The organism is Nostoc sp. CALU 546, assembly GCF_048836525.1.
Genome location: NZ_JAWJTF010000066.1, coordinates 16,676 through 43,237 on the forward strand (window position 1 = coordinate 16,676; position 26,562 = coordinate 43,237).

The following is a 26,562-nucleotide window of genomic DNA, read 5'->3' on the forward strand; positions in this document are numbered from 1 at the left end:
TGTATTTAGTTTTCAAGGTGCGGTTGCGCGAATCTAGAGCAATAATAGCATTAGAGAATTCCTTTGGGAAGAGTATCGAGAAAGATTGAAGGCTAAAACCCAAGTTTTGTAAGCATTTCAGAGATTGCGCGGATGGCAATTGGGCAACAAGTGGGGTGAAATGCTTGCTGGTATTGAGATAGAAACACTTTTTTGAGGCTGTAGAATTTCTACACCTACCCTTTCGCGCATTAGACATCCAGGAACCTAACCAGAAAGAAGATTAAAATCGCTGACCTGTAGTCACTTCAAATCTCAATTCTCCTTGGTCGCTAATTCCAAAGTCGCCTCGAATCAGCCCAAAGGATGACTTTACACGCAATCCTAAGCCGTAACCAAAGCCACTTCCAGGTTTATCTCGCAACACTCCTGGTTCTCCTAGCACGGTTTCGCTAGACCCGAAATCGGAAGCGAGGTCAGTAAAGAGAACTCCGCCGATTGACTGAAGAATTGGGAACCGATATTCTACTGAAACTAAACCATAACTCCGACCACTGGCAATTTTTCCATAACCGTAACCCCTGACAGAATCCGGCCCACCAATATTAAAAGCATCAGCTGGTGGAAAGTTTCCAATAGTCGTGCCAATTTGTAAATTAATCGCCAACATTTCTGGATGGTCGGTTTGTCTACCATTACCGATCCAACTGACTGGTAAATAATGAATATAATCTCCCTGTAGGCGATTGCTGGAAATATTACCCAGTCCAATGGGAATCGCTTGTTCTGTGCTGAGGGTGAGAATTGATCCTTGAGTAGGATTGTCTCGGCGATCGCGTTGATCTCTGGATACAGCAAAGGATAATGTAAATAGGTCATCAATGCCAGTACCGCTCACAGATAAAGGACTCCCTAATCTATCGGTCTGGACAACGTTATATTCTTGATCGCGTAGGCTAATTCTGGTGTAATTAAAGCTTATTGCTGTATCCCACTCATCAAAAGATTGTAAAACTCCCACGGAACCGCCAAATCTTCCCTCGCGAACTTTGTCGCCGTTAGATAATCTGATATCGTCGTTGAAGGTTCCCGATGTATTTCGATTCCGAAAACCTCTGATGCTGTAGCCTAAACGGTTTGGTTCTTCAGGACGATAAAGACTAGTGAACTGACCATTAAACTGGACATCTTTACCGCTGATTTGCACAGTCGCATCTAATTTATCGTTAATACCGCTAACATTTGCATCTTTATAACCCACCCGACCGTATAGCCCAACATCGTCGTTATTACCGCCTCCTAAAATTAGAGAAGGGAAATTACGCTCTTTGATTTCATAAATAATATTAACGCTGGAAGAATCTTCTTCTCGATAAACATTGACTTCATTAAATGACTCTAATCTCCTCAATCGTTGCAAGTCTGCTGCTAGTAAATCTTCACGGAATACTTGACCAGGTTTGAGTTTCAGCAGACTAATGATAAAATCCTTTCGGGTACGTCCTTTGATCGGCTGACCTTTGTCATCGAGTAACTGATCTTTATTATTAATAAAACGAATCTGGATGTCTTTGATAATTCTCTGAGAAAACTCGACAGACTGGGCATCTACTGGAGTTGAGCCTATATAATCACCATATTTGACATACCCTTCCCCTATCTGTAAGGTAGGTTCTGGTAAAAGAATACTACCAGCGCCATCTTCAGTAGCAGATTGCAAGTCTGCAAGGGCCTGTGAATTTTCCCCACCCACTAACATTACTGCGATCGCAACTACAGCTATTTGAATACGCATAAATAAAGTTTTATCGAACAGAATTCTGAATTCTGAATTCTGAATTCTGACTCCTGAATTCTGTATTCTGAATTCTGCATTCTTCTTCAACATTACACCCTTTCTTCAGTAACTAATGTCAGACTAACCCATTCGCCTTTCTCGTTGTAGCTGCGAATCATCCGCTGGCGTAGGTTTGGCTGAATTAACCAACCTACTTCCAGAAAGAAAGGTTGACGTAACTGCACCTTGAGAGGTGAAGTTGCAGAAGCGCCATCTGGTAACAATAATACTTGCACCTGCTTTTCTGGGTCTTGATCAAAGAGAACAATGGGGCCTTTGATGGTAGCAGTTGAGGTAATTATACGTTCTGCAAAAGAAGTGCTTTGAATTAATTGCCCAGTATCATCTAGTTGTAATTTTAAGGTTGTAGAGTAAGTATCAGGCGATCGCCAATCTGGATATATTGTCACTGCTTGACCTTGCCATTCTCCCAACAAGTCATTTATCTGTAAGGGTGGGCGTTCTGCTGCTGGGGTTCCAGCTAGATGTTCTCGAATTAAGATTAATTCCTTTAGCTGACCAGTATTATCAAACAGTTGCACCAGACGCAAGCGGCGATTTTCATGAACTAAAGCAACTTCTGCGCCAAATTCGGAAAATGGGCCTAATTGAATTAAACCTTCAGAAAATGAACCATTTTCAAAAAACAGCAGACTCCGCCCCAGAGAACTATATTCTTTAACTAAATCATCTCGTCCTGAACGGCACAAAGTTAAGCGCACGCTTTGGTTATTGTTCAAACCTTCTAGGGAAAGACGGCTAGGAGTATCATTCAGAAGTGTCCCTTGGGGAGAAAAATTGCTAAATGAACCTTCCCAAACACCGAGATTCTGCAAAAAACATTCCCATTGCGATTTCATAGTGATTTTGTCATTTGTTATTGTTTTAAAACTTTGAAAATTGCGAGTTCAAAGGACAAAGGACAAATGACCAATGACCAATGACTATCCTTTAGCAAAACGTCGGACAGCAAATAAGCTCCCCATTAATCCTACAGCTGCACCGAAACTTAAAAGAATCAGGGGCAATAATAAAATTTCTGCTGGAGTGAGTTGCACTCTGTTGGTGATGACTTGGATAAACTCAGGTTGATTGACTAGCAACTTACCGAGAAATTGCTGAATTATAGAAATGAAGCTCCAAGCGATCGCACCACCAACTAAACCAAAAGCAATTCCTTGTAAAATAAACGGTAGGTAAATCCAAGCAGAAGTTGCTCCCACTAGTTGCATAATTTCAATTTCTTGGCGTCGCGCTGTGACAATCAGCCTAATTGTGGTGGTAGTGACTGCGATCGCTGTTAAAGTCAGAATAATTGTAATTGTTAAGGTAATCCAGTTCAGACCTTGGTGCAATTGGGCTATGCGTTTGACTGCTTCATCGACATACTGCACTGTCTCAACTCCTGGTAACTTAGCCAACTGCGTTGCTAAATTTGGCACAACTTCAGAATTACGCGCTTTCACCTTCATCTCATCAACCAGAGGATTCTCACCTAGCTGTTGGGTAGCACCCTCAATATCAGAAATTCTCATTTCCTTAACTAACTTAGTCCAAGCTTCCTCTTTCGTAATGGTTTGTATCGCCGCCACCTCTGACATTTTTGCGATCAGTGGCTCAATACTTTCCATTTGCGTATCCGGTTCGAGATAAACTGATACTTCTAGCTGGCTACCAAACTGATAGAGGAGTTTTTCGACTTGCCAAGAGGTTTGCAAACTCAAGCCGAATAAAAAGAGTAACACCGTCACAGTACTTACAGCCGCCCAATTCATCCAACCTCCCCGCATTAAACCGAGGAAAGTTTCTTTGAGTAGATAGTCAAGTTTCGTGAGAGATTTAAGCACAGATCACCCCGGTCAATAATTCGTAATTCGTAATTCGTAATTCATAGTTCCCAATTCCCCATTCCCAATTCCCCATTCCCAATTCCCCACTCCCCAGCTTGGTAGAATTAAAATAGTAGGAATTTTCACCATCTAGCCATCTGAGACTCATGCCCTCTGAAATTGCTGTAGAGAAAAAAAAGTTAAAAAATCCACCTTTGGAGCTTCATTATTTAGGCGATCGCGTGCTGCGTCAAGCTGCAAAGCGGATTTCTAAAGTTGATGATGAACTTCGCCAAATAGTGCGCGAAATGCTGCAAACTATGTACAGCAAGGATGGCATTGGTTTGGCTGCGCCCCAAGTAGGAATTCACAAACAACTAATTGTCATCGACTTGGAACCAGAGAACGCAGCTAATCAGCCTTTGGTGTTGATTAACCCCACCATTAAACAAGTAAGCCGCGACATCTCTGTTGCCCAAGAAGGATGCTTGAGTATCCCTAACGTATATCTAGACGTGAAGCGCCCCGAACTCGTGGAAATTGCCTATAAAGACGAATACGGTCGTCCCCGGACATTAAAGGCGAATGACCTTTTGGGACGCTGCATTCAGCACGAGATGGATCACCTTAACGGTGTGGTATTTGTAGACCGTGTAGAAAACTCCTTGACTTTAGCCCAGGAGCTATCTAAGAATGGCTTCTCGTATCAAGCGGTGAAACCAATAGTATAGGGGGGCTAGCAGTGTATTTAACTCCAAAAAGCGGTTTATTTCTGGGTGGTTCTTGTGTAAGTGCGATCGCAGCTGTCGGTTCGATTTTTGAACTCAGTTACGGACAACCAGATTTTGGTGTCACAGCTACGGCAATTATCCTGGTATTGAGTATTCCACTCACAGGATTATTTTTTATTGCCGCAGTGAAGGACGCAAGGGCTAACATGAAATAAGCATCAGGTACATAAAAAAGGTAAAAGGATGAGGAAAAAGGCAAAATTCATTCTTTTACCTTTTATTTTTTCAATTTTTCTACGGCTCCCAAGGCTTTGAGAGTCTCTATCTGTGCCGATGTTAACCCTGTCACGCCAGTGATATTCATTCCTTCGTAGGGTCTATCGGCTCTGAGAGTTTTCAGGCGATCGCCTTTTGTCACATTCCAAAGTTGAATCGTCTCATCTTCACTGCCACTAGCGAGAATTTCACCGTCAGGACTAAAGGCTACTGAGCGGATCTGACTACTGTGTCCTGACAAGGTTTGCAGGCACTTACCTTCATTTACATCCCATAGCTTCACAGTTTGGTCTTCGCTACCACTCGCCAGAATTTGACCATCAGGACTGAAGACCACTGACCAAATCCATTTGGTATGCCCTCGGAAAATTTTGAGACACTTCCCTTCACGTACATCCCATAACTTCACAGTTTGGTCGTCACTGCCAGTTGCTAAAAATTGACCATCAGGACTGAAAGCTACTGACCAGATCCGACTGCTATCTCTCTGCAAAGTTTTCCAGCATTCACCAGTTTGCACGTCCCATAATTTTACAGTTTGGTCGTCGCTGCAACTCGCCAAGATTTTATCGTCGGGACTGAAGGCTAATGACCAAATCCATCTGCTGTGTGCTGGCAAGGTTTGGAGGCATTCACCAGTTTTCACATCCCATAACTTCACGATTTGCTCGTCACTGCCACTCGCCAGAATCTGCCCATTGTGACTGAAGGCTACTGATCTGACCCAACTTTTATGTTCCGTCAAAGTTTTGAGACATTCACCAGTTTGCACATCCCATAACTTCACGGTTTGGTCATCACTACCACTCGCCAAAGTCTGACCATCGGGACTGAAAGCCACTGACCAAATCCATCTGGTATGTCCCTGTAAAGTTTTGAAGCATTTGCCAGTTTGCACATCCCATAACTTCACGGTTTTGTCTTCGCTACCACTGGCTAAGATCCTCCCAACCCCACTTTCCAAACAGGGTGAAGAGGGAATCGGACTAAAAGCTACTGACCAAATCCGACTACTATGTCCTGTTAAAGTTTTGCAGCATTTACCAGTTTGCACATTCCATAACTTTACGGTTTGGTCATCACTGCCACTAGCTATAATTTGACCATGAGGATGGAAGGCTACTGACCAAATCCGACTGCTATGTCCAGACAAAGTGTTAACACATTTACCAGTTTCTACATCCCATAACTTTACAGTTTGATCTTCATTACCACTAGCCAATATTTGACCATCAGGACTAAATGCTACTGAGCGTACCCAACTTTTATTTTCCTGTAAATTTTTAAAGCACTTACCAGTTTCTACATTCCATAACTTCACAGTTTGGTCTTCACTACCACTAGCTACAATTTGACCATTGGGACTGAAGGCTATTGACCAGATCCAACTGGTATGTCCCTGGAAAGTTTTGAGACATTTACCAGTTTGCACATCCCATAGCTTTACAGTGTGGTCTTCGCTACCACTCGCCAATATTTGACCATTAGGACTGAAGACAACTGAGCGAACCCAACTGGTATGTCCCTGGAAAGTATTGAGACATTTACCAGTTTGCACATCCCATAGCTTTACGGTTTGGTCTTCGCTACCACTCGCCAATATTTGACCGTTGGGACTGAAGGCTACTGACCAAATCCAACTGGTATGTCCCTGTAAAGTATTGAGACATTTACCAGTTTGCACATCCCATAGCTTTACGGTTTGGTCTTCGCTACCACTTGCCAATATTTGACTATTGGGACTGAAGGCTACCGAACGTACCCAACTTTTATGTCCGCTACAGGTAAAAAGTCGCTTTCCATCTTCCACTTGCCACAAGTGAGCATCACCATCGGCATCGCCTGTAGCCAAAAGTTTTCCATTGGGACTAAATGCCACCGACAAAATACTACCCAACTTTTCCGTAAAAACTGATTTGGATAAATCAGAATCAGCCAAATCGACATGATGTAAATTCACGCCCTGCAAGTAAGCTTCCCAAATAGCCAGATGCGAAAAGTTAGAGCCGCTTAAATCAACTTGAAGGTGGCAAAGTAAATTAAGAACGTTACCGCCTGCATATCCTGGCTGAACAAATGATTTTGCTCGGATATTCTCTAAAATTTGAGTGAGCTTTTCGGTGATAATTCTAGGAAATCTAAAAATATTTAGTAAATTTTCTATAACTGGCTGGAGGATGAAGCGAACTTGAGTATTCCTGACATAATCTTTGTCAGTAGCTCCGATTAGAGCATGACTCATAAATAGCGCCATCTCGCCTGTATAAATTTCTTGAGTAATCTGTTCAATGAGTCGCTCGGTAATATACTCCATAACTACAGGCTGGAGAGTAAACTGAGGAGTTTTATGTTCTAGTTTTTGCTCGATTAGCGATCGCCTGCGTAGCGATTCTAAAGCTTCCAGCAATTCCCGTTTTGCTAAGGGACGCACAATATCATTTAACAATTCATCTAGGGAAACTAACTCACGCTTGATTGCTAACCAGTAGATGATTTCTTTTTCTAACTCGGAGGTGCGCTCAAATTGCTGATCTAATAAGTCACGAGTATCGCCAAAAATTATCTCTCCTTCATTAAGAAAAACAGCAATATCACCACCAAATAACTCCCGAATTGACTCAGATACCAGTTTTAATGCCAAAGGATTACCTGAATATTTGTTAATTAGTTGGTTCCAATCTTGTTTTGAGCCAGACAAGCCTTTATCTTTCAGAATTTTTTGCCCTTCTATGTGCCCTAAGCCTCCTAATGTTAGGGTTCTAACTGGTGATTCTTCTCCTTCTAAAGGTGCAAATTCTTTCGGTTTTTCTCGTGAAGTCATTACCAAACAACTGCGATGAAATTCCTCTCCTATGCGTCTGAGTAGTTGACCATAACCTTCAAATCCTTCTCTGTATTGTCCAGCCCGTACCTCTTTGGCAGGAGGCACACTCACACTTGCTTGCAAAATTGTCTCTGCGTTATCCAAGACCACAAGACAACGATGCTCTTGTAAATAATGAATTAACAGGGTTATTAGAGCATCTACAGTTTCTGGCAAATCCTTCTCTTGCTCATCAGATACAAATCGGATCAGATTTCTCAACATCTCTTGCACAGGTGGAGCATTGCGAAGACTTCGCCAAATGATGTGGTCAAAATTCTCCTGAACTTCGTTTGCTAGCTTCACAGACAAGGCTGTTTTGCCGATTCCCCCCATACCCAGTAGTGCTATGAGTCGGCAGTGTTCTTTAACTACCCAGCGCTTTAGTTGAGATAATTCGTCTGCACGCCCATAAAAAAGATAAACTTCAGGTGCTTCCCCCCAATCAAGGTGTTTGTTAGTCATTGGCTCTTGTTCTTCTGTCACCGAAGATGTTTGATACTCACAATCAATCACTTGCTGTAACTTAGTGAGTTTACCGGGGCCACCACCACCCACATTGAATTTTTTATAAACTTCACTTAATCTTTTGCGTACCGCTTCGGCACTGATACCCAATTTTTCGGCGATCGCATTTGGCGGTTTTCCCTCCATAGCATACAAAAAAACTTCTTTCTCGCTGCCAGACAAGCACCGTTCTTCGGCTGCAACTAAAAGAAATTCTTGGGGAATCGCACTCATGTACAAATTAAGACTAACTACACTCACAATGTTAGCTCACTAGGTGAGAAAATCATCTATCGAGAGTAACATAAAGACTTATAATATCTATCCTATTGTTAGGAAACTGTTATTTTTAACCAGTGTCTGAATTTCTCTTGTTGTTAGCTTGACAACCTCACTAAGTTACTTTAAAGTGAGTCTAAGTAAATACATTTAGTAACTTAGTGAGTTAATTGTTAACTCAAAGAAGCTTAGTGTGTCAACGGTAAAAACGCTGGAACTGCCAATGCAGAGACAGTAAATGTTGAAAGTCTTTGGTCTTGAAAAATTACATTCATTTTAGGGGTTGATGCACGTAACTGGACGTTATGCGTCATTACGGGCATTGAGCATCTAAATTTCGATTTCCCAGATATTGAAAAATTTCTTGAGGAGTTTAATTTTCATCATCTGTAAATATTAAGACCACCATTGTTGGCATTTCAATTTCACTCAGATTTTATAGGACTGCTGCATAACTTAACTAGCTAGGAGCAAAGCTATAAATATTTGCTTCTGCTTTGGAGTAGTTGAGGATGCGCTTGCGCCCTTGATTCAACTCTAATTACAAGGACAAAAACTATGAAAATTCTAAAAGACGACAATAATATGCTGCTCAATTGGACTGGTAAAGGACTCAAGTTTTTTCTGCTGGTACTGCTGGGCGTTGCAGTCGCCTTTGTTGTGTCTCACGTTTTTGGTGCGGTCTCGATAGTTGGAATCCTTTTATCCGCAAGTTTGTGGATATGGTTTGCAAGGGTAGCAGTATCTCTGTTTTGTCTATTTGCGATCGCGATCGTGGTTGAGTCCTGGGGATAATTTTTCACCCACTTATCACCAGCTAGATTGCAATTTTAGGTTCGTAGTGAAGTTTAATCAACTCTCTTGGGTTAAATGCAAGTTTAGCCCAAGGCTTACCACTAGGAGATTATATCATGCCAAATAACAACAACGGCTTTGGGGGAGAACCACTTTCGCCAATCTTAGTCATCTTAGTGGCGGGATCTATCTCTTTGGCAATTGTTAACAAAGCTAATCACCCAGCATATTTTGACATCGTTAAAATAGCTATGGCTTACAGCTTTGGCTCCATCAAATCCCAAGGAAAGACGAGACATTCTAATCATCAAGATGAAGCAGATGATGACGAGTTGAAATAGCAGACATGAGAACTATAGCAGTTCTCCTTTGGGTGTCAACTTAGAGCCAGGGCGAAGGTCATTCGCCCTTTTAACCTCTAAAATAGAAGAATGCTGTCAACTCCCACTCAACTACTGCGACTGTCTCAAGGACAACTCAACTTACTAGAAACTTGTCCGCGTAAATTTCAACACACTTACCTAGAAAAACTCAATTCGCCCTCAAATTCAGAACAAGAAGAACGGCTAACTTTGGGTAGTCGCTTTCACTTGCTAATGCAACAGCGAGAAATGGGTTTGCCAATTGATAGTTTTCTGCAAGCAGATGCTCAACTGCAAAGCTGGATGCTAGGTTTTGCCGATGCAGCCCCAGAAATCTTAACGCCTGCATCTGATAATCAAACTTTCCGTGAAAGTGAACACTACCGAACTCTGCAAGTTCAGGACTATTTGCTGTCGGTTATCTATGATTTATTGATTGCAGATAACCAACAAGCACAAATTCTTGACTGGAAAACTTATCCTAAACCACCCAACAAACGCCAGCTAGAATCCAACTGGCAAACACGGCTTTATCTGTATGTATTGGCTGAAACTAGCGACTATTTGCCAGAAAATATTTCCATGACTTACTGGTTTGTCCAATCTGAGGGCAAGCCGCAAAATATTAAATTTAATTACAATACTGCTCAACACACACGAACAGCAAAGAGACTTAATCAACTGTTAAGCCAGTTAACTAATTTGTTGGAAGATTACCAAAATAACCAGCAGTTTCCTCAAGTGGTGGAGGGTAGCAAAACCTGTGATTATTGTCAGTTTGCCAAACGGTGCGATGCCTACGACGGTAAACTACGCACACAAGGCATTGAAGAAGCAGTAAAAGACTCATTACCAAATTTTGACAGCATTCCAGAAGTCTCACTCAACCCCATACATTAGAGGATGTTTGTAAAATCCAATAGAGGTATAAAGAAATTAAAAATTAATATAAATTTATGTCAAGCTTTGACGAAACTGAAGCAATTTATGTACGCGAATTAGGAATTGATGACATTGCTCCCGTTTACCACTTGGGAGAAGGTTTATTTACCAGCGATTTATATCCTTATTTATACCGCACCTGGGACGAATGGGAGGTGATTGGACTTTACAACACCGATCCCGAATACTGTCTTGTGGCTGAAACAGATGGAGAATTAGCAGGATTCATTTTAGGAACCATCATCACCAAAGCATCTTGGACTTACGGATATATTTTATGGCTAGGAGTTAGTCCGAAATATCAGCGTCGGGGAGTTGCAGACAAGCTAGTTGATAAAGTCGTCGCCCGGATGATTGAAGATGGGGCGCGGTTTATGTTGGTAGATACTGACCCCACCAATACTTCAGCATTAAAGTTTTTTAGTCGCAAAGGTTTTGGTAATATCCGCCAGCATATTTTCTTGTCGATGAATTTAAGCAAGCACGAATATTATGGCAGATTGATTGATTATGAACACCAAAAAGCTGAAAGAGCCGGTTACAGGCGATCGCGTCCAGCAATTCGTGCCCGTAAACCTGATAGTTTTGCGAATGAAGTCATCCTCAATCCTCTAGTGAATGAATCTCAAGCAACTGAAGATCAATCTCCAATCTAAAAGGATGTGTAAAAGGGACTGGGGATTGGGGACTGGGGATTGGGGATTGGGTTTGAAAAGTCCTCTAGTCGGTAGCAAAACGTTTTAGATCCCCCTAAATCCCCCGATAAATTGGGGGACTTTTAGAGACTTTCCTCCCTTGGTAAGCTACGGTGTACACACAAGTCGAAAAAAGCTTGATTTTCCATTCTTCTCTCGTTTATCTCGTTTACCTCGTTTTTATCTCGTTCCCATGTTCTACATGGGAATGCTCCTCGTGGAGGCTCTGCCTCCAATCTGGCATTGAGTCAGAGACTCAATGAATGCATTCCCATCAAGCTAGGTTTTTAGGACTTGTGTATACACCGTAGCCTTTTTAAGGGGTTGGGGGGATCAACAAGTGCCTAAAATTACAACCAACCACTTTTCAAACATCCTCTAACAAAAGTTAGGAGTTAGGATGCTCTAGGAGCAACTTTTAATCGAGATTGTTAATTTTGAATTGTGAATTCGGAGCACAGTGACGTGACTTATGTGTATAGAATTTGGGCGGGAAATCTGCGGCAATCTTGACATTGCAGAATCGCGGGAGTGGTTAGTTACTAACGGTATTGGTGGTTACGCCTCTGGGACTATAGCTGGTTTATTGACCCGCCGCTATCATGGACTACTGGTAGCAGCATTGAAACCACCTCTGGGTCGTACCTTAATGGTGGCAAAACTAGATGAAACTGTCCTGTACGATACTCGCTCTTATTCTCTAGACACCAATCGTTGGGCTGATGGTATTGTCAGTCCCCAGGGTTATCAAAATATTGAACGTTTTTCTCTGGAAGGTACAATTCCTGTATGGCGTTTTGCTGTTGCCGATGCCTTGTTAGAAAAACGCGTGTGGATGCAACAAGGCGCTAACACAACCTATATCCAATATACTCTCCGTCGTGCCACCCAACCGCTGAAGTTAACCCTCAAAGCAATGGTCAACTACCGCGATTATCACAGCGATACTCAAAGCAATGATTGGCAGATGTCTGTTGAGCAGGTGGAACAGGGGATTTGTGTAACTGCGTATGCGGGTGCTGTACCACTATATCTACTAAGTGATTCGCCTAAAGATCGCAACGCTTCACGCCCTAGTGTATCTGTTGTCCACAATTGGTATCATGGCTTTGACTTAGCAGTTGAACGCTATCGGGGATTGAGAGATAAAGAAGACCACCTCCACGCCGCCACCTTTGAAGTTACACTGAATTCTGGAGAAGCGATCGCCTTTATAGCCAGCACAGAAAAAGAACCAAATCTCAATGGTGAAGCTGCACTCAAGTTACGTCGCGCTCAAGAGCAGAAATTAATAGGATTTTGGAAAACTAATCGACCTCTAAAAACTAAGGAATCACCTAGCTGGATCAACCAATTAGTACTAGCTGCTGACCAGTTTATTGTCGATCGCTCATTGCCAGAAGACCCCTACGGCAAAACCATCATCGCTGGTTATCACTGGTTTAGCGACTGGGGACGCGACACGATGATTAGTCTACCTGGTTTGACAATTTCCACTGGTCGTCCAGAGGTAGCACGCTCAATTCTTCGCACCTTTGCCAGATACGTAGACCAGGGAATGTTACCTAATCGCTTTCCCGATGCGGGTGAGCAACCAGAATATAATACAGTCGATGCCACTCTCTGGTACTTTGAAGCAGTCCGCGCCTACTACAGCGCTACAGACGATGATACTTTGCTTGGTGAACTCTTTCCCATACTTGCAGACATCATTGATTGGCACTGTCGCGGTACACGCTACAACATTCATCTCGATGCCGCCGATGGCTTACTTTATGCAGGCGTTGCAGGCGTACAACTGACCTGGATGGATGCCAAAGTTGACGATTGGGTAGTTACGCCCCGAATTGGCAAACCGATTGAAGTTAATGCCCTCTGGTATAATGCTTTACGGACAATGGCAAAGTTTGCCCGTCAGCTTGGTAAACCACACCAAGAGTATGAGGCAATGGCAGACCGGGCAAAGTATAGATTTTCTCGCTTCTGGAATGAAGAGACAGGTTATTGCTATGACGTTCTAGACAGTCCTGATGGTGATGATGGGTTGCTGCGTCCTAATCAAATATTTGCTGTGTCATTACCAGAAAGTCCGCTCACACCTTCCCAGCAAAGGGGCGTGGTGGAAGCTTGCGGGCGATCGCTGCTGACTTCTCATGGGTTGCGATCGCTAGCCCCCGATCATCCCCAATACCAGGGTAAATACGGTGGCAATCAGTATCAACGTGATGGAGCCTACCACCAAGGGACAGTTTGGGGTTGGTTGTTGGGGCCGTTCGTCTTAGCACACCTGCGCGTCTACAAAAATCCCGAACAGGCTCGTCAATTTTTGGAACCAATGGCTAATCATCTCAAAGCACACGGTGTTGGTAGTCTCAGCGAAATTTTTGATGGTGATCCGCCGATGACTCCACGGGGATGCATTGCCCAAGCGTGGACAGTAGCAGAGGTTTTACGTGCTTGGTTTGCAACAGAGAGTTGATGCGGGGGATAACATTATACCAATTCTGTATGAAGATGCACATCATAATACCCTTCTGTAGTCCCCCCGATGCATTGGGCTACGGTGTCACACAAGTCAAATTACCCCCCTTAATCCCCCCTTGCAAAGGGGGGAAATATCCGGTTCTCCACCTTTGCAAGGGGGAGTTAGAGGGGGTGAATTATATGCAGCTTCACCAAGAAACGGTATTAGGACTTAAAGATTAATTTACTAAAGTGCAGATATGCAGGCAGGGTGATATTATGACAAATTTAACCCAAGAAGAAATCAGATTAGCAGAAGCCTTGAGTCACAAAGCTCATTGGCGGAGATGGGGGCCATATTTAAGCGATCGCCAATGGGGAACGGTGCGCGAAGACTATAGCCCGAATGGTACAGCTTGGGACTATTTCACCCACGATCAAGCTCGTTCTCGCGCCTTTCGTTGGGGTGAAGATGGGATTGCTGGCATTTCTGATAATCATCAACGACTTTGTTTTGCGATCGCACTTTGGAATGGCGAAGATGCTATTCTCAAAGAAAGAATTTTTGGTCTAACTGGTAGCGAAGGAAATCATGGGGAAGATGTTAAAGAATATTACTTTTATCTAGACAATACTCCTACCCATTCTTACATGAAAGCGCTTTACAAATATCCCCATAAAGCCTTTCCCTACTCCCAATTAGTTGCAGAAAATCAACGCAGAAATCGTCATGAGCCAGAATTTGAATTACTAGATACAGGTATTTTTGATGAAAATCGTTACTTTGATGTATTTATCGAATATGCCAAAAATTCTGCTGAAGATATTCTCATCCAAATAAAAGTAATCAACCAGGGGCCAGAAGCAAAAACACTACACCTGTTACCTACTCTCTGGTTTCGTAATACTTGGTGTTGGAATGACGATACCAACAAACCTACTTTAAAAGAAGTTGAATCTGGGAATGGCTTTAATTTGGTTGAGGCATTTCATCCAACTTTAGGTAAAAGATGGCTGTATTGTCAGGAAGCAAACGAAATTTTATTTACAGAAAATGAAACAAATTATCAACGATTATTTGGCTATTCTAATTCATCTGCCTATGTGAAAGATAGCATTAATGACTACATCGTTCATGGTAAAAAAGAGGCAGTAAATCCAAATAAAGTTGGTACGAAGGCATCTACTGATTATTTATTAACAGTTGGTGTAGGTGAAACAAAAATCGTTCAATTGCGATTGAGTGATATACCTAATTTAGTTGAGCCATTTGGCAAAGAATTTGATACAATCTTTTGGGGACGACAACAAGAAGCAGATAAATTTTATCAGCGCGTTACGCCATTTCCACTCAGTGAAGATATGCGAAATGTGCAGCGACAAGCATTGGCTGGAATGCTGTGGAGTAAACAATATTATCACTATGTCATAGAGGATTGGTTAAAAGGCGATCGCAATACACCAGCGCCACCACCAGAACGCCAACAAGGGAGAAATCGGGAATGGTTTCATCTCTATAATAAAGATATTCTTTCTATGCCAGACAAGTGGGAATATCCTTGGTTTGCAGCTTGGGATTTGGCATTTCATACTATTCCTTTGGCAATGATTGACCCCGATTTTGCTAAGTATCAGTTGGATGTTTTAACACGCGAATGGTATATGCATCCTAATGGACAAATTCCTGCTTATGAATGGGCTTTTGGTGATGTGAATCCACCTGTTCATGCTTGGGCAACTTGGCGCATTTATAAGATTGAAAAAAAGATTTATGGACGAGCAGATAGACAGTTTTTAGAACGGGTATTTCAAAAACTGATGCTCAATTTTACCTGGTGGGTAAATCGTAAAGATACCGAGGGTAACAACGTCTTTCAAGGAGGATTTCTCGGTTTAGATAACATTGGTGTATTTGACCGGAGCGCAGCTTTACCTACAGGTGGACATATTGACCAATCTGATGGTACGAGTTGGATGGGAATGTATTGTTTAAATATGTTAGCGATCGCTCTCGAATTAGCCAAGACTAATCCTGTTTACGAAGACATTGCTACCAAGTTTTTTGAGCATTTTCTTTACATTGCCGATGCCATGAATAAAATCGGCGAAATGGAAGCCAGTTTGTGGCATGATTCTGATGAATTTTACTACGATGTGCTGCATTTACCTGAACGGCAGATTACCTTAAAAGTCAGGTCAATGGTAGGATTAATTCCTCTATTTGCCATTGAAACTATTGAACCAGAAACTTTAAAACTGCTTCCTGGTTTTAAAAAGCGATTAGAATGGTTTATCCAAAACCGTCCTGACTTGCGGCAAAATGTGGCTTGTATGGAAACAAAAGGATTGGGTGCGAGGAGGTTGCTGGCGATCGTTTCTAGAGATAAGCTCAGAAGTATTCTGCAAAAAATGCTGGATGAAAGCGAGTTTTTTGGCCCTTACGGCATTCGGGCACTTTCTCGATTTCATGCTGAAAATCCTTATATTTTTGATATTAACGGTTCGCAATTTCGGGTGGATTATGAACCGGCTGAATCTAGCAGTGGTTTATTTGGTGGTAATTCAAACTGGCGCGGCCCCGTTTGGTTTCCGGTGAATTTCATCCTAATTGAATCTTTGCAAAAGTTTCATTATTATCTCGGAGACGATTTCAAAGTGGAATGTCCGACCGGTTCTGGTCAAATAATGACACTTTGGGAAGTTGCATCAGAATTATCTCAAAGGTTAATCAGAATTTTCTTGCAAAATGACTCTGGTAAACGTCCTGTTTATGGTGGAATGCAAAAGTTTCAAAACGATCCACACTGGCAAAACTTGATTTTATTCTATGAATATTTTCATGGTGATAACGGAGCCGGAATTGGTGCTAGTCATCAAACTGGCTGGACAGGTTTAGTTGCCAAATTAATCCAGCAATTTGGTGAATATGAAGCACAGCATCAAGAACCAGAAATAGAGAAGGTTAAATAGCAAGATTTACTTTTAGTATCAATACAGTTCAGATAAGACTAAAACACTTGTCTTGAAGGCGATTTATCGCGTCTCGAAAACCCACATTTTTGTACAATTAACTTTTAGTACCTGCGTTGAATCAAGCTAGAAAGATAAAATAAATAGGATTAAGAATTTTAAGTTAATTCTCAGCGAAAATTAATTTAATTACTAGTAAATGCATTTAAATTATTATTAGATAGGACTCATATTTGATTTCTGAAAAAACTCAGTACAACTAAGAAGCCTTCTTGACTGTAGCAAGATTGCCTATTGCCTATTGCCTATTGCCTATTGCCTATTCCCTATTGCCTGCCTACGCAAATTAGTTCAGAAATCAAAGCGGATTCCTAGAGAAAGATTAGTATAGTTGAAAGAGCGATAAAATATTGAGCAATCTTTTTGGAATGGTTGCAGTTTTAAGTGTAGGTCTACAACAGAGGTAATTTAAAATCAGCTATAAATAAAGATGTAGCGGTTAACAGTAACTTTATATTCAGCAGTATTATTTGATTGATCAAGCCTTATTAAACACCTTCAGCGCAACCAAAACAGTGAAGCAAATCATAACAGTTTGGATAAATATAGACCCATTTTCCTTACAATCACGCCTCACGGTTGGTATTGCATCATTTTCAGCTTTGGTATTAGGTAGTCTTGCTACATGGACTAGTTGGAAAATGCAGCAAATTTTAGTTGATGGTCATAAATACAATATAGAACAAATCGCCAAGCGCTTGCCGCAAGATGTACAAATTTATAGTGAAATGATGCAACCTGAAACTGGGTTGCAAAAGGCTATTAATAATTTGGCAAATACCAACACATTGTTATGGCTAAAAAGTCCTGATAATAAAATTTTAGTAAAATCTGCTACTTTGGATTTATTATCTGATACTACGGTAGCTGAGTTAATTTCTCTGACTAAGATGCCGATTAAACCGCAAGTTTACAAAGTAAACCAAAGCTACTTTGTTCTATGTGGTAGTTCTGTGCAAGTGCAGGGTAAGTTATTGGGTGAGTTATTTGTAGTCAAGGATATTACCCGCGAACAGAAAATGTTTGTGGTAATGGTGCAGAGTTTAGGTATCACTAGTGGTTTGGCAATTATTGTTTTAACTGTTGCGATCGCATTTTATATTAAAAGTTCTTTACAACCTCTGCGCCAGCTAAATCAAATGGCTTCTGTGATTTCCGCTGAGGATTTAGGAAAAGCACAGCTATATCTTGATAATGCACCCAGTGAAGTTAAAGAATTAGCTCAAACCTTAACCATGCTGTTATCACGCCTTTCGCAATCTTGGGAGCAAGAGCGAGAATTTGTGAGTAATGTTTCTCATGAATTACGCACACCTTTAACAATTGTACATGGTTATTTGCAAAGTGTATTGCGAAGGCAAAATAACTTAACTCAAACTCAACAAGAAGCTTTAGAAACTGCGGCATCGGAAGCTGAACGCACTATTCGTCTACTACAAGATTTACTTGATTTAGCGCGAGCAGATAGCGGTTACTTATATTTTCAAATGAAATCTTATGTGCTGAATGAATTGGTTGAAGAAGTTGTAATGATGGCAAAAAAATATAGCGATCGCACAATTACAATCGAGTCAGAAATCTATCCAATTGAGATCAAGGCAGACTATAGCCGTCTGAAACAAGTTTTATTAAATTTAATTGATAATGCTGTTAAGTATTCTGAAGCTGATACACCTATAATTCTTAAGTTAAATCAGCTTCAAGATAAAGCAATTATTCAAGTTTGTGACAAAGGTTATGGCATCCCCTTGCAACAGCAAGTACGGATATTTGAGAGATTTTACCGTGTAGATGAATCTCGCTCTCAGACTACTGGGGGTTCTGGTTTAGGTTTATCGATTGTCAAGACACTTGTAGAAGGTATGGGTGGTAGTGTAAGTGTGCAATCGAAGTTAGGGGAAGGGAGTATGTTTACAATCAATTTACCTACATATAGTAGTTCTATCTAATTGGTGAAAATTGAAAGACTTACATTCCCGACTTCTCTAAGAGAATGTTTGAAATTAATACCCATTTCTAGCGTTTTTAGCAAGCATAATTTTCCCTGTGATGTAGGCTTGAGTGATTGCTATTCGCCGTAACTTGCCACTGCTAGTTTTTTCTAGTTGTCCTGGGCGAATGAAGAGTATATTGTCCACAGGGATTTTAATACCCAGCTGGTTGAGAACAATCTCGCTGACTTGGCGCTGATGGTCAATTAATTGCTGAAGAACACTGGCCTGTTTGGTTTCTATCAAGACGATAATGCGGTCATCAGCCTGAATTGTCGCAACTTTGCTCGGTTGTACAAACGGTAGCGACTCTATGGCATGTTCAAAATCACTCGCAAAATAACTTTGACCATTAATTTTGAAGCGATCGTTCAGCCGACCTGTGACGAACAACTCACCCTCGCTAATTACACCCAAATCACCAGTAGGGAAAAAACCATCACAATTGTAAAAAGGGCGTTCGCTTTCAAAATAATTATCGACCAAAGTCCCGCCTCTGAGTTCAACTTCACCAATTTCACCCTCATGGCATAAAAGACCATCTTCAGTTCTTAAACGGATATCAAATGTACTCAACGCTTGACCTACGGAAATAGCTTTGCAGCCATTTGCCAAAGTCATAATCCGGGGAACATCTTCTAACTTACAGCAAGAAATCATCAGGACTGCCTCCGCCATGCCGTAGCAAGGCTTAATTGCTGTAGGTTGCAATCCATAGGGTGCAAGCACTTCCAAGAACTGATGTAGTTTATCTATATTAATTGGCTCACTGCCATTGAAAACCATTCGTAGCTGGGTCAAGTTTAAGTTGGCAATTTCTTCTGGATCGGTAATTGCCAAGCGACGGAGACAGTAGCTAATGGCAAAATCTGGAATAACTGCGATCGCAATCTTTTTTTCTGACAGTTCGCTCAACCACTCCACAGGATTCATCAAAAAATGTATTGGGGTACTTAGGTGCAAGTTATGCCTCACGTATAGCGTTGTGAGCAAACCACCGATTAATCCCATATCGTGATAAAGTGGCAGCCAACTTGCAGTTGCATCACTGGGTCTATTTTGAGCATAGTTAGCGATCGCCTGCATTTGTGTCACAATTTTCCCATGAGTGACTGGAATTCCTTTGGGGAAAGAAGTCGAGCCAGAAGAAAACTGCACAAAAGCAATATCAGTATCTGTAATTGTTGCAAAATTTGCTGATTCTTGGGGCTGAATATCTGTGTCTGGTAACTGTAGACGCTGGAGGCTCAATTCTAAACTTCTAATACTAGGTGCTTCCAACACAAATTCAGCTTGATATTGGGTTGTAACCTTCGTCAAAAATTCTAGGTAGCTCTCTTTAACAACACCCATGCTGTAGGGTTTGACTGACAGTGGAATTGCTCCCAGTCCAACTAAAGCAAAGAATGCAATAATCACACCTTCGGTTGTTTCAAAAGGAAACAGAATCCTTGAGCCAGCTGCCACACCCGTAGCCCGAAAGTACTCCATATAGGCTGCAATCTTCTGGTACATCTCACAATAGGCGAGAAACTTAGACTCAGCAGCGCGATCCTGTCTTAAGAACAAGCCCAAGTGTGAGTCAGTATTCTTGAGAGCCTGAATCATTGCGATCGCGGTCATCGACAGCTTAGTTCTGGGTTGTAAGTCTTGCATTGTTTTGACCTCAACTATCTTGTTGCTTATTTTCATCGAGAAAATCCTGGAGAGTTCTAAGCGATCGTTCAATTGAATCAATGAATGCTACTTTCACAAGAGCATCGGCAGCAACCTTTGCAGTTCCGTTTTTGAAAATCTCAATAAATTGGTGAAAAATTACTTGATAATAGTAATTTTCCTCCGTGTCTTTGAGTTTCGTAATAATCTTGACCTCTCCAGGTAATATTTCATGGCTATAGTTGACTTCAATACGAGCAACTACAGGAATAATCCTCTGTCTGTGAAATAAGTTGTGATGCTCAAGCCATGACCATCGCCCTGCTTCTAGGTATTCGAGAACAGTGGCATTATTGACGTGACCCAAACTGTCAAGGTCATTTGGGCGTACCTGAAGTTTTAGGTTAACAGCTTCAAAGTTCATAAATGGGTTGGCGTGAATATTTATTATCAAGGCAAGGTAGAAGGCAGAGGAGCCACTACGTTGCAGAGGTTTCCTCCGAGCAAGTGGCGTGGCAGAAGGTCAAAAGAGGCAGGGGAGCAGGGGAGCAGGGGGCAGGGAGCAAGGGGGAAGAGGGTTTTAGTTAACTTTACTTTTTGTTACACACTGCTGTTTATTTACACCTTTCTACTACCAAGTCTCTGCAATCATGCCTGGGGAGAGATAGCCACAACAGTAGACACATAATCCCCACTGTGAGATATGGAAAGGTGAACAGTCCAACCTTGAAGCTGAAAATGCTCTGCCAGTGAGCCGTAAAATTCAAAGTAAGGCGCGTAACGGGAATTATGTCGCACTTCTACATCTGTCCAGTAGAAATTAGGGGCCATTGCCAAAGCCTTAAACAAGGCTTCTTTAGCTGAAAAAGTACCTGCCATACTTTGGAGAGGGTTTTTACTTTGGCTGAAGTAAAGGCACTCAGTGTTTGTAAAGAAAATGCCTGGAACTTTCAAAGCTTCAACTGTTGTTAGTTCTGCAATCAGTTGAATATCGTGCCCCAGTCCAATTAACATCCCACCAGATCCAGCCACTTCTGTTCAACTTCAGCCGCAGAGTTTACCTGAATTCCTGTAATTTGTCTGAGAGCAGAAAATATCAGACTTTGTTTGCGCTCAATATTGTCTGGCAGAACCATCTCATACTTGATGGAATCCCACCAGTTGACGTGAGAATCCCGCTGCTCAAGATGTTGACGGTTACTACCATAAAGTTCGCCCCCTTCTCGCACAAACAAGTGTGCAACAGCAAATGCGCCTTTGGGTGAGTACTCTTTACTATCAACTAAAGCTTTGGCAAAACTTATGAAGTATGTCATATGCTGCGATTCATCAGCAGCAATTTGCTTAAATAGCTTTTTCAATCCAGGGTCTTGAGCAACATTAGCACACCAAGAGTAGTTAACCGTGGCTGTAATCTCTGAAATCGCTAATAATACTAGTGTTCTGAGCATGTCATCGTCGGGAAAAATCTTCCGAAACTCCATGAGAGTCTCGTCACTGACAGGTTCTAGACTGAGTAGAGTCGATAAGCGATTAAGTGTGGTTTCGTGAAAGCTTTCTTCCTCATTCCAGTAACGACTCCAAGTACTACAAGCTTGCATAATGCTTGCTAAAACTGGATTGCGATCTTGCCAACGACGACACTCAGCATCAGCCAATCTAGCCAAGCGATCGGCTCCTGGCTTGGTAGTCAATTCTGCACGTCCAGCATTCCAGAGATTAGCTTTGTCAAATTTATTCACAGCCTCCAGGTTAATTGCACCAATCATTTCCACTGCACTCCATCGGCGCTTTTCATGGAAATAGTGTTGTTCCCATATTAAATCAACTAAAGAGCTTCGTTGCTCGGCAACAATTGCATATAAGTTACTGACAAGATCAGAACGAGAAATTGTATTTACCATAGTGAAGATATTTGAATTTAATTTTTAAGTTTTAGAGGTTGTTTGAAAAGCCTTGGTGACTGGAAGTCGCGGCTACATAAACAAAACCTATCTACCTTTCTCTTCGAGACGCTGACGCGTAGCTTGTTCTCCGTTCGCGTTAGCGTCTTCGTTACAAGAAGGAGTACGGTAATGCCCGCCGTAGGATGCCCGAAGGGCTGTAGGGCAAACGTGAGTTAAAAAGCTGGTTGTAAAACTAAAAATGAAAATTTTTACCACTACACTTTATTCTCTAGACTCTATTATCCAAAAAGTCTTTAGATTTAAAATTTATCATTTTTAGCTCAAAGTATTAACTGTATCAGCTTCATTTAAAAATGCTTCTAATACATCTGAAATAGGTGTATCAAGAGAGAAAGCTGGCAAACGTATTTGGACTCCATACTGCTTTTTCAGCATATTCGCAGTTTTGGCGAAAACCTCCATCAGATCGATGCTGTTATGTAGGCGATCGGAACGAGCAATAATCGCCGATAGCGTCAAGTCATTTTCAAAAATTTCTGCAATAGATAAACCAACATTTTGGGCAAAAATCTCACAGATATAGTCTTTCAAGATTTGAAACTCCTTTGTTGCGGTATTACAGTAAGTTAAATGCTGTTAGTTACAGGTTTTACTTAACATTAATAGAAAATTTGACGTTTATATGCTGTGGATTACATACAGTAAGCTCAAATTAGCACATTTAATAAAGTTTTAGCTGCGTATTTATACTAAAGATAAGTTCCTATGTGTCCAATACGGTTCGCATAAGCAGGGGGAGGAAAGTTATTAAAATTTATCTTCCCCTGCTTCTCTTCTCCCCCTGCTACAAGAACTGTTTGCCTCAACAGATACTTTGTTAACCGAACCGTATTACCACCTCCGACTTCCGACTTATGAATGCTTTACGACTTGTGAAGCGTAAAGCCCCCGTCATTCATGCGGGGGAGTGCGATTCGTTCACTCGAAATGAATAGAAATATTCAGGGATGAGTGACATTTGAGAGATAAGCCTTAATGGGTGGAGTTCGCACTTCATGTCGTCGAGTTTCGAGGAAAGTTAAAGGTTCAAAAAATAGAAGCAAGGCTAAGACTTTTTTAGGCAAGCGCCACCTCAAAATAAGTAGGCAACGTAAAGACCATGCTGTGAAATTAGCACGGTGCGTAATTCAGTCAAACGACTTGATAGCCTATGAAGATTTGAGGATTAAAAACATGGTGAAAAATCATTGTTTAGCCAAGTCTATTAATGACGCATCTTGGTATCAGTTTCGTGTATAGATTGAGTACTTTGGTAAAGTATTTTTAAGAGTCACAGTTGCGGTAAATCCGCAATACAGTAGCCAGGAATGCTCTAGCTGCGGTGAAGTTGTCAAGAAGACTCTATCCACTAGAACGCACGTATGTTCATGTGGCTGTGTAATGGATAGAGATGAAAACGCAGCTAGAATTATCCTTAGTCGAGGATTGAGTACTGTAGGGCATACGGGAACTTTTGCGCTAGACGCAAGCAACGCTTGGGGAGATGAAACCGCTACTCATGTTGGTGAAAACCTGCATGAGCAAGTTATGTCTTAGATTCAAGAATCCCCGTCTCTTTAGAGCGGCGAGTGTCAATAAACTCTTACCCATTTTAATACCTCTGGGTTTTTGTTATAGCGGTAGGTTACACCATCCTTAGTAGTCACAGACTTTTCTTGACTAGCCTTGCTTCTGATCGTAGTAACAGAATAGTCTGTTAATGTCTGAAGCTCTTTATGAGAAAGTCCTATAATTGTAGAACTTACTGCTGATTCTAGCTTTATTTTAAGTTCATTTTTCGGGTAAATATTTATTTTAATTTGCTCCTTTTCAACTGGTTTAATAATTCCTTTTTGCAATTGATAATCTGGCATAGAAACAAGTTGCCAATTAGATTCTTGTGAAAGTTCTAACACCCATTGATGATAATTAAATAAGCTTTCTCTATGACCAACGCTGATAAAAGTTGTTTTCGTTGATTGTAACTGTTGATATAGATTACCTTCGTTATTTAAATCTAAAGCACTCGTTGCTTCATCTAAGATGGTGAAACTAGGATGTGTAATTAATAGCCGTGCAAAAGCGAGGCGTTGTTGTTCTCCTAACGACAATATATTTTCCCAAGGAACTTCTGTATCAAGGCCATCGACGCGGGTAAGTAAGTGTTGCAGGTTAACTTGTTGCAAAATGTGTTCAAGTTCGCGATCGCTCATTTTCCTGTCTGTGTGAGGATAGAGCAACTGTTCGCGCAAAGACCCTAAAATGATATAAGGGCGCTGGGGTAAGAATAATACTTCTTTTAAGGGAGGACGCACTAGACGACCAGTTCCCGCATTCCACAAACCAGCGATCGCTCTCAATAAAGAACTTTTACCCCTACCACTTGGCCCAACAATCAATAACCCTTCGCCTGGCCCAACAGTAAATGACAAATTTTCAACAATCACCTGTTCATAATTTGGTGTTTGTAAAGTGACATTCTCAAAAGCTAAACGTTCTTCTTCTAGAATTTGAATAGTACTGACGTTCTCTGGTTGTTTACTAGCAGCCTGTAGTGCATCTGAAAACTCTGCTAAACGCTTTACATAGCTAGAAAATCGTCCAGAAATCCCAAACTCTGATATTAATTCTCCTAGAGCATTAGAAAACATAAAGCAAGCAAAACTAGCTTGGTTTATTTGTCCATAATCAATTTGATCCTGAAGAAATAAAGGTGTAAGAATAAACATCGAGAATACGCTAATGGCAGACTGATATGCTCTACCAAAAGCGTCTTGTCCCCTCTCTAAATTCAACCTGCGTTCAGCAGTGATTAAAACATTATTAAATCGGCGCTTAATTATATTGAATTCTTCATCTTCTCCCTGAAAAAAAGCGATTGATTCAGCGTGATTACGAACATGAGTTAAGCAATATGCAAAATCTGCTTTAAATACAAGTTCTTCTTGGTTAACTTTATTTATTCCTTGATTCAAGTAAACAGCTATTAAATTACCTACAATTGTATAAATAACTAAATAAAGTGCGATTTGTGAAGAAACTATCCATATAATTATCAAAGCGCTTCCCATTTCTAAAGATTTTTCTAGTAAAGAAGAAGAGAATCTCAAGCCAATACTAGTAATGGGTTCTATTTCTTGGGATAAGCGTTGGTCTGGATTATCTATATCAGATTTAAAATTGATTTTATAATAAGCTTGATTGCTTAAATATTTTTCTAAAATATGAAGATTGAGCCATTTATACCAATCAAGAATTACTTTTTTTTTGACATACCTCAAAAGAGTTACTAACAAAACCATCCCAACAATAATGAAACTGGACAGCCATAAAGTACTATTATATTTATCAAGGTCTCTCTGTTCAATAACGATATCAATTACATAACGATTCCAGTAACTATTTGCAGCATTTGCACCGACAATTATGACTATTAATAATACTAAGAGAATGAGCATTACCCATGAGCGAATCACATCTGAAAATGCTCTTCCTTCTGCTTTTGTTGGATACCAATAAGGCCCGGCAACTACTTTCACATCCTGCCAAAATTGAATTAAGGCTGAAAAAGGATTTGTTGTATTTTGCTCACGCACAGATGGAGTTTGCATATTCTAAAAATGTAGACCTTACTAATTACACTAGGAATTTTGAAATGGCCTTTGAAAATCAAGTTAGACTCAGAGACCATTTTTTCTTTTAGAGAATATCTGAAAAGTTTTATGGTGTTGTATTCGAGATTTGTAGATCCCCCTAAATTCCTCCTTTTTAAAGGGGAGCCTGCTTTAACGCTGTCAGCGTTAAGGCAGGTTAGCGACATGAGCTAGGGGGGATCAAGGGGATCAAATCGAATGCACTAGGTCAATGGTTCCTCATCAACAATTTCAACTGTTCTCGGAAAAGGGCCTTGGTCAGGTTCAGTAACGACTACTGGGCTAATATGATGTTTCAGTTTGAGTTTTAACTCATCTGAAATGGGCAATTCTTGAATTTCTTTGAGAAGAAATCTGACAGATTCAGTTTTGCTACGTTCTGTATAGACGAGCTTGAGAATGTTTTCAATTCCAAATCCCGCTATATATTCCCCTAGAATGGCTGTCAGCCCAAGCAAGCCTAAACCTCCTAAGAGACCGAAAGGCCCGCCCAGCGTTGAAAGCATAGCGACAACGGCAGCGACATTACCCCCTGATGCACCCGTTGCGATCACGAAAAGTATGCCAGGAAGGCCTAAACCAGAAATTTTTTTGACGAGTTCATCCATTGTACTTACCTACAATCCTTATAAAGTGAAAACATGACTAAGAGAGTAATTACTAATTTCTTTTGGGAAGAAATTAAAAATCTTACATCTTGCACCAGTTAGTTGGTGCAAGATATAAGA

General features: G+C 41.1%; 20 protein-coding genes and 1 pseudogene. 10 read left to right on the plus strand and 11 right to left on the minus strand.

The features are described 5' to 3' along the window. Positions 1-262: 262 nt before the first annotated feature. From RRG12_RS26995 to RRG12_RS27005, 3 genes are all read right to left on the minus strand, one after another. Positions 263-1,774, minus strand: a complete 1,512-nt coding sequence (locus RRG12_RS26995; RefSeq protein WP_420761279.1) for a BamA/TamA family outer membrane protein — start codon at positions 1,772-1,774, stop codon at positions 263-265. Positions 1,775-1,866: 92 nt separating this feature from the next. After that, entirely contained in the window at positions 1,867-2,676 is an 810-nt protein-coding gene (locus RRG12_RS27000; protein ID WP_420761280.1) for a DUF3598 family protein, read from the minus strand. Between the two features lie 84 nt (positions 2,677-2,760). Continuing rightward, the gene (locus RRG12_RS27005) at positions 2,761-3,663 is read right to left on the minus strand and encodes a cell division protein FtsX (protein ID WP_069074109.1); all 903 of its coding nucleotides are present in this window, start codon (positions 3,661-3,663) and stop codon (positions 2,761-2,763) included. A gap of 149 nt (positions 3,664-3,812) precedes the next feature. On the opposite strand from RRG12_RS27005, the gene def reads away from it, so the two are divergent. After that, on the plus strand, positions 3,813-4,376 hold the full coding sequence (gene def / locus RRG12_RS27010; protein ID WP_069074108.1) for a peptide deformylase: 564 nt from the start codon (positions 3,813-3,815) through the stop codon (positions 4,374-4,376). Between the two features lie 11 nt (positions 4,377-4,387). Beyond that, the gene (locus RRG12_RS27015; RefSeq protein ID WP_069074107.1) at positions 4,388-4,591 is read left to right on the plus strand and encodes a hypothetical protein; all 204 of its coding nucleotides are present in this window, start codon (positions 4,388-4,390) and stop codon (positions 4,589-4,591) included. Positions 4,592-4,653: 62 nt separating this feature from the next. On the opposite strand, the gene RRG12_RS27020 is transcribed toward RRG12_RS27015, so the two are convergent. After that, a complete protein-coding gene (locus RRG12_RS27020; protein ID WP_420761296.1) occupies positions 4,654-8,256 on the minus strand; it encodes an NB-ARC domain-containing protein in 3,603 nt (1,200 codons plus the stop codon). A gap of 603 nt (positions 8,257-8,859) precedes the next feature. On the opposite strand from RRG12_RS27020, the gene RRG12_RS27025 reads away from it, so the two are divergent. From RRG12_RS27025 to RRG12_RS27055, 7 genes are all read left to right on the plus strand, one after another. After that, the gene (locus RRG12_RS27025) at positions 8,860-9,096 is read left to right on the plus strand and encodes a hypothetical protein (protein WP_420761281.1); all 237 of its coding nucleotides are present in this window, start codon (positions 8,860-8,862) and stop codon (positions 9,094-9,096) included. Positions 9,097-9,212: 116 nt separating this feature from the next. Beyond that, positions 9,213-9,437 (plus strand): hypothetical protein, encoded by a 225-nt coding sequence (locus tag RRG12_RS27030; protein ID WP_420761282.1) that lies wholly within the window; start codon positions 9,213-9,215, stop codon positions 9,435-9,437. Positions 9,438-9,527: 90 nt separating this feature from the next. Next, positions 9,528-10,358: a PD-(D/E)XK nuclease family protein gene (locus RRG12_RS27035; RefSeq protein WP_420761283.1), complete on the plus strand. Its 831-nt coding sequence runs from the start codon at positions 9,528-9,530 to the stop codon at positions 10,356-10,358. 56 nt (positions 10,359-10,414) lie between these two features. After that, positions 10,415-11,056, plus strand: a complete 642-nt coding sequence (locus RRG12_RS27040; RefSeq protein ID WP_420761284.1) for a GNAT family N-acetyltransferase — start codon at positions 10,415-10,417, stop codon at positions 11,054-11,056. Positions 11,057-11,567: 511 nt separating this feature from the next. Further along, the gene (locus RRG12_RS27045) at positions 11,568-13,574 is read left to right on the plus strand and encodes an amylo-alpha-1,6-glucosidase (protein WP_420761285.1); all 2,007 of its coding nucleotides are present in this window, start codon (positions 11,568-11,570) and stop codon (positions 13,572-13,574) included. Positions 13,575-13,837: 263 nt separating this feature from the next. Further along, entirely contained in the window at positions 13,838-16,528 is a 2,691-nt protein-coding gene (locus RRG12_RS27050; protein ID WP_420761286.1) for an MGH1-like glycoside hydrolase domain-containing protein, read from the plus strand. Between the two features lie 575 nt (positions 16,529-17,103). Beyond that, on the plus strand, positions 17,104-18,537 hold the full coding sequence (locus RRG12_RS27055) for a sensor histidine kinase (protein ID WP_069074113.1): 1,434 nt from the start codon (positions 17,104-17,106) through the stop codon (positions 18,535-18,537). A gap of 54 nt (positions 18,538-18,591) precedes the next feature. Here the strand turns inward: RRG12_RS27055 and RRG12_RS27060 are convergent, their stop codons facing one another. The 5 genes from RRG12_RS27060 to RRG12_RS27080 all read right to left on the minus strand — a co-directional run bounded on the left by RRG12_RS27060 (position 18,592) and on the right by RRG12_RS27080 (position 22,733). Further along, positions 18,592-20,235, minus strand: a complete 1,644-nt coding sequence (locus tag RRG12_RS27060; protein WP_420761287.1) for an AMP-binding protein — start codon at positions 20,233-20,235, stop codon at positions 18,592-18,594. 10 nt (positions 20,236-20,245) lie between these two features. Continuing rightward, positions 20,246-20,659, minus strand: coding sequence for an acyl-CoA thioesterase (locus RRG12_RS27065; protein ID WP_420761288.1), 414 nt, complete (start codon positions 20,657-20,659; stop codon positions 20,246-20,248). A 224-nt stretch (positions 20,660-20,883) separates the two neighbouring features. Continuing rightward, on the minus strand, positions 20,884-21,267 hold the full coding sequence (locus RRG12_RS27070; RefSeq protein ID WP_141699883.1) for a holo-ACP synthase: 384 nt from the start codon (positions 21,265-21,267) through the stop codon (positions 20,884-20,886). Further along, positions 21,243-22,139, minus strand: a complete 897-nt coding sequence (locus RRG12_RS27075) for an acyl-ACP desaturase (protein ID WP_420761289.1) — start codon at positions 22,137-22,139, stop codon at positions 21,243-21,245. The genes RRG12_RS27070 and RRG12_RS27075 overlap by 25 nt, the downstream gene beginning before the upstream one ends. A 318-nt stretch (positions 22,140-22,457) precedes the next feature. Beyond that, on the minus strand, positions 22,458-22,733 hold the full coding sequence (locus tag RRG12_RS27080; RefSeq protein WP_069074099.1) for a hypothetical protein: 276 nt from the start codon (positions 22,731-22,733) through the stop codon (positions 22,458-22,460). Between the two features lie 453 nt (positions 22,734-23,186). On the opposite strand from RRG12_RS27080, the pseudogene RRG12_RS27085 reads away from it, so the two are divergent. Further along, positions 23,187-23,738: pseudogene (locus RRG12_RS27085) on the plus strand (RNA-guided endonuclease InsQ/TnpB family protein); the annotation flags it as partial. Between the two features lie 35 nt (positions 23,739-23,773). Here the strand turns inward: RRG12_RS27085 and RRG12_RS27090 are convergent. Next, entirely contained in the window at positions 23,774-25,792 is a 2,019-nt protein-coding gene (locus tag RRG12_RS27090; protein ID WP_420761290.1) for an ABC transporter ATP-binding protein/permease, read from the minus strand. Positions 25,793-26,037: 245 nt separating this feature from the next. Further along, positions 26,038-26,442 carry a hypothetical protein gene (locus tag RRG12_RS27095; RefSeq protein WP_069074222.1) on the minus strand — a complete coding sequence of 135 codons (405 nt, stop codon included), beginning with the start codon at positions 26,440-26,442 and terminating at the stop codon, positions 26,038-26,040. Positions 26,443-26,562: the final 120 nt, after the last annotated feature.